Genomic DNA, 5,569 nt, shown 5'->3' on the forward strand with positions numbered 1-5,569 from the left:
GGCCTGCAGCAGCTCCCAGTCGTCGTCCGCGGCGGTGGGCATGAACTCGCGCAGCGTGGCGACCTTCTTGTGGTGCGTCTTGAGCAGCTCGCTGACCAGGTACTTGATCAGGTCGAAGTTCGTGAAGGCGACCTTGAGCATGCTGCCCAGGTTGTGCGGGCGCACCTGGGTCACGATGTCGAGCATCCCGCCCTGCTTGAGGAACTTCGGGCTGAAGGTGGCGAACGGGCCGAACAGCAGGCTGGTCTCGCCGTCCACGACGCGGGTGTCCAGGTGCGGCACCGACATCGGCGGGGCGCCGACGGGGGCCTGCGAGTAGACCTTCGCCTGATGCTTGGCGACGATCGCCGGGTTCGACGTCTTCAGCCACTGCCCGCCGATCGGGAAGCAGCCGTAGCCCTTGATCTCGGGGATCCCGGATCCCTGCAGAAGCTTGAGCGCCCAGCCGCCCGCGCCGACGAACACGAAGCGCGCGTTGATCGCGCCGGGGGTGCGCCCGATCACGTTGCGGTAGCGGACGTCCCAGGTGCCGTCCTTGCGCTGGGAGAGCTTGCGGACCTCGTGGTTGCGCCGCAGCGTGAAGCGGTCGTCCTCCGTGAGGTGGTCGAAGAGCTGGCGGGTGAGGGATCCGAAGTCCACATCCGTGCCGCTCGGCACCCGGGTCGCGGCGAAGGGCTCGCCCTTGCGGCGCTGTTCCATGAGCAGCGGCGCCCACTGGTTGATGACGCGGGAGTCCTCGCTGAACTCGATCCCCGCGAACAGCGGCTGCTCCTTGAGCACCTCGTAGCGGTGGCGGAGGTAGTCCACGTCCTTCTGCCCGCGCACGAACGTCATGTGCGGGGTCGAGTTGATGAAGGTCGTGGGGGCGTCGAGCACGCCGCGGTCGACGAGGGTCGACCACAGCTGGCGGCTGAGCTGGAACTGCTCGTTGATGCCGATCGCCTTCGCCGGGTCGAGCGAACCGTCCTTGCCCTCGGGCATGTAGTTCAGCTCGCACAGGGCGGCGTGCCCCGTGCCCGCGTTGTTCCACGCGTTCGAGCTCTCCTCCGCGACGTCTCCGAGTCGCTCGAAGGCCACGACCTTCCAGTCGGGCTGGAGTTCGCGGAGCAGGGTTCCGAGGGTGGCGCTCATGATGCCACCGCCGATGAGGACGACGTCGACGGATTCAGTCACCCGATCAGTCTAGTTCGCCGCGAGGCCGCCGATATTCGCCGTGGCGGCCATCCCGCCACCGGAATTCGCCGCGACGGAGGTCAGCCGCCGAGGCGGGCGGCGACGAGCTCGGCGACCTGGACCGCGTTCAGCGCGGCGCCCTTGCGCAGGTTGTCGTTGCTGATGAACAGCACGAGCCCCTTGCCCTCCGGCGCGGACTGGTCGGCACGGATCCGCCCGACGTAGCTCGGGTCCTTGCCCGCGGCGTACAGCGGCGTCGGCACCTCTTCGACCACGACGCCGGGAGCCGCGGCGAGCACGTCGTACGCGCGCGCAGGGCTGATGTCGTTCGCGAACTCGGCGTTGATCGAGAGCGAGTGCCCGGTGAAGACGGGCACGCGCACGCACGTCCCGGCGACGCGGAGATCCGGCAGCCCGAGGATCTTGCGGCTCTCGTTGCGGAGCTTCTTCTCCTCGTCGGTCTCGTTGAGACCGTCGTCGACGAGGGATCCGGCGAGCGGGATCACGTCGAACGCGATCGGCGCCACGTACTTCTCCGGCTGCGGGAAGTCCAGCGCCGATCCGTCGTGCACGAGCTGCAGGGTGTCGCCCTGGGCGAGGACGCCCTCGACCTGGCCGAGGAGCTCCTGCGCGCCGGCGAGACCGGATCCGCTCACGGCCTGGTAGGTGCTCACGATCAGGCGCTCGAGCCCTGCCTCGGCGTGCAGCGCCTTGAGCACGGGCATCGCGGCCATCGTGGTGCAGTTGGGGTTCGCGATGATGCCCTTGGGGGCGTCCGCGATCGCCTCGGGGTTTACCTCGCTCACCACGAGCGGCACCTCGGGGTCCATCCGCCAAGCGCTGGAGTTGTCGACCACGACGGCGCCGGCCGCGGCGAAGCGGGGGGCGTAGGCGCGGCTCGCGGTGGCGCCCGCGGAGAACAGCGCGATCTCGACACCGGCGGGATCCGCGGTCTCGACGTCCTCCACGATCACCGGCGTGCCGCCGAAGTCGATCGCCGCGCCAGCAGAGCGGGCCGAGGCGAACAGGCGCAGCTCGCGGATCGGGAAGGAGCGCTCCGCGAGGATGTCGCGCATGACGGTGCCGACCTGGCCGGTGGCGCCGACGATCGCGACGGAGAATCCTGAGTCGGAGATGCGGGTCATGGGGATGCTTCCTTGGCTTCGTGCCGCGGCGGGTGCCGGACGGCGGACGAGGCGGAGGCGCGGTCGCCGGGTGTGGCGGATCAGTCCGCGCCTGGCGCCGGTGTCAGGGTTTGGGCGATTCTATCGGGTCCGGAGGGGCGTACGTCTCGCGGTCCCGGTCGGTGAGCATGCTCCCGTCGCACTTTCCGCCGCTTTCCGACGCTCAGAGCGGCAGTTTTCGCGACGGGAGCGAGCTCGGGCGGCCGTCTTCGCGGCGGGGGCGTCGGATCAGCGACCGGTGCCGGCGGCGACGACGGCCTCGACCTCGCCGTCCAGGCCGTACGCGGCGTGCACGACGCGGGCGGCCTCGGCGAGCTCGTCGCCGCGCACGACGACGGAGATCCGGATCTCGGAGGTCGAGATCATCTCCAGGTTCACGCCCGCGGTCGACAGCGCCTCGAAGAGGATCGCGGAGACGCCGGAATGCGTGCGCATGCCGGCGCCCACGACCGAGAGCTTCCCGATCTGGTCGTCGTGCAGGAGGCTCTCGAAGCCCACGTCGGCCTGCTCCGCGGCGAGAGCCTTGAGCGCGGCGGAGGCGTCCGACTTCGGCAGCGTGAAGGAGATGTCGGTGCGCCCGGTGGACGCGGCCGAGACGTTCTGCACGATCATGTCGACGTTCGCGCCGGACTTGGCGACGATCTTGAAGATCTCCGCGGCCTTGCCCGGCACGTCGGGAACGCCCGCGACGGTGACCTTGGCCTGGCTGAGGTCGGTGGCGACACCGGCGACGATCGGCTCTTCCATGGCTTCTCCCTCGGATTCGCGGGGGTTCTTCATGCCCTCGCCCAGAACGTACGTGCCCTCGTTCGACGTGAAGGTCGAGCGGGCGTGGATCAGGACGCCGTGCCGGCGCGCGTACTCGACGGCGCGGATGTACAGCACCTTGGCGCCGTTCGCCGCGAGCTCGAGCATCTCCTCGCTGGACACGTGCGACAGCTTGTGCGCGAGCGGGACCACGCGCGGATCCGCCGTGTAGATGCCGTCGACGTCACTGTAGATCTCGCAGACGTCGGCGTCGAGGGCGGCGGCGAGGGCCACCGCGGTGGTGTCGGATCCGCCGCGACCGAGGGTCGTGATGTCCTGCGTGTCGTCGTTGATGCCCTGGAAGCCGGCGACGATGACGATCGCGCCCTCGTCGAGAGCCTCGCGCAGGCGCGTCGGGGTGACCTCGACGATGCGCGCGGATCCGTGCCGGCTGTCCGTCCGCATCCCGGCCTGCGGTCCGGTGAAGGAGCGCGCGTCGAAGCCCATGGAGTGGATCGCCATCGCGAGCAGTGCCATCGAGATGCGCTCGCCGCTGGAGAGCAGCATGTCGAGCTCGCGCGGCGCGGGGATCGGCGCGACCTGGGCGGCGAGGTCGAGCAACTCGTCCGTGGTGTCGCCCATCGCGCTCACGGCCACGACGACATCGTGCCCGGCACGGCGCGTGTCGACGATGCGCTTGGCGACGCGCTTGATGCTCTCTGCGTCGGCGACGGACGAGCCGCCGTACTTCTGCACGATGAGGGCCACGGATCACTCCTGGGGGATGCCGGGCGCCGGAGGCGGCGCACCACCGCACATTCTACGAGCGCACTCCATGCCGGATCCGGTATGTGACGACGGCAGGGCGGGGCTCACGGTGGCGGGGCCCGCTCGCTGTGCTCCTCAGAGCAGGCCGCGACGGCGGGCCTCGGAGACGGCGCCCGTGCGGCTCTCCGCCCCGAGCTTGTCGAGCAGGTGCACGATGTGCGTCTTGACCGTGGCCTCGGTGACGAACAGGCGCACCGCGATCTCGCGATTGCTGAGCCCTTCCGCCACGAGCGCCAGCACCTCCTGCTCGCGCGCCGTCAGCTCGACTCGCGGGGCGCGCAGCGCGGCCACGAGTCGTTCGTCCCCGCCCGGGGTGGGAACGGTGGATCCGGCCGCCGCATCCACGATCGCTCGAGAGATGACCTCGACGCCGACCTCCTTGAGCAGGTACCCGGCAGCACCCGCCTCCACCGCGCGGACGATCTGGGCGTCGTGGTCGAAGGTGGTGAGGATCAGCACCGCGGGCGGCATCGGGAGCGCCCGCAGCGCCGCGGTCGTGGCGACGCCGTCCATGCCTTCGCCGAGACGCAGATCGCACAGCACGACGTCGGGGTGGAGCTCCCGGGCGGCCTCGACGGCGTCCTCGCCGGTGCCGACCTCGGCGAGGACGTCGAAGCCGCGCGCCTCGACGACCGCGCGGATCCCTGCGCGCACGATCGGGTGGTCGTCGACGATGATCAGCCGGACGCTCATTCCGCTCCCCCTTCCACGTCGGCGCCCCCGCCCGCGCCGAGGCCGGCTCCGGTGCCGAGCGGCAGCGACGCCTCGATCGTCGTCCCTGCCCCGGGCGCGGAGCGGATCGTGAGCTCTCCGCCGCCCTCGCGCAGTCGGGAGCGCATCGCGGCGAGGCCGTAGGACGCATCGGAGGGGCGCACCGCCTGATCGAACCCGACGCCGTCGTCCTCGATCCGCAGGCGCACGGATCCGCCGCCGGACGTCAGCGCGACCTGGACGGTCTGCGCCTGCGCGTGCCGGCGCACGTTGGCCAGCGCGGACTGGGCGACGCGCAGAAGGGCGACCTCGACCGGCGTCGACAGGGCGGGGAGGTCCGGATCCACCTGCAGCGTGCCGGAGACGCCCGTCTCGTCGCGCAGGGCGTCGAGCATGCGCGCGAGCGCGCCTGCGAGGGCGGACTCGTCCAGATCCGCCGGCGCCAGGGCCGCGACGATGCGCCGCAGTTCGGTGAGCGAGTGCTGGGCGAGCTGCTCGATCTGCGCGGTGCGATCGGGGCGTCCCCCGGCCGCAGGGGCCGCCGGATCCGCAGCGACGCCGCCGGAAGCGGCCGCCGGATCCAGGCGGGCGAGCATGACGATCGTGCTGAGCTCCTGCGCGATCGTGTCGTGCAGGTCGCGGGCGAGCCGGGTGCGCTCGCGCGTCGCTCCCGCCTCGCGCTGGCTCGCGGCGAGCTCGTCGTGCAGGCGCTCCGCCTCGTGCTGCGCGCGCAGCATCGAGTCGATGAGGCGCTCCCGCTCGGCCGCGTCGCGCAGCATCGCGTCGTATCCCAGTGACACCGCGAAGGCGAAGCCGCCGCCGACGAGGGGGCCGATCAGGTGCGCGAGCAGGGTGCCGGGCTGAACCCCGCCCGGATGCAGCATCGGAGCGACGATCGAGGCCGCGAGAACCACGACCATGAACGC

At 71.2% G+C, this 5,569-nt stretch carries 5 protein-coding genes; all 5 read right to left on the reverse strand.

Annotated elements, in window-relative coordinates; genetic code table 11:
- Nucleotides 1–1,173: malate dehydrogenase (quinone) (gene mqo, locus B7X32_RS17725; RefSeq protein WP_292722637.1), on the reverse strand; the 1,173-nt coding region annotated here is incomplete at its 3' end.
- Nucleotides 1,174–1,253: 80 nt separating this feature from the next.
- Nucleotides 1,254–2,318, reverse strand: a complete 1,065-nt coding sequence (locus B7X32_RS17730) for an aspartate-semialdehyde dehydrogenase (protein WP_292722640.1) — start codon at nucleotides 2,316–2,318, stop codon at nucleotides 1,254–1,256.
- A gap of 267 nt (nucleotides 2,319–2,585) precedes the next feature.
- The gene (locus B7X32_RS17735) at nucleotides 2,586–3,872 is read right to left on the reverse strand and encodes an aspartate kinase (protein ID WP_292722643.1); all 1,287 of its coding nucleotides are present in this window, start codon (nucleotides 3,870–3,872) and stop codon (nucleotides 2,586–2,588) included.
- A 135-nt stretch (nucleotides 3,873–4,007) separates the two neighbouring features.
- Nucleotides 4,008–4,625: a response regulator transcription factor gene (locus tag B7X32_RS17740; RefSeq protein ID WP_292722645.1), complete on the reverse strand. Its 618-nt coding sequence runs from the start codon at nucleotides 4,623–4,625 to the stop codon at nucleotides 4,008–4,010.
- The coding region (locus B7X32_RS17745) for a sensor histidine kinase (RefSeq protein WP_292722648.1) at nucleotides 4,622–5,569 on the reverse strand (948 nt) is incomplete at its 5' end. The genes B7X32_RS17740 and B7X32_RS17745, both read right to left, overlap by 4 nt.

The organism is Microbacterium sp. 13-71-7, assembly GCF_002257455.1.
Classification (GTDB): Bacteria; Actinomycetota; Actinomycetes; order Actinomycetales; family Microbacteriaceae; genus Microbacterium.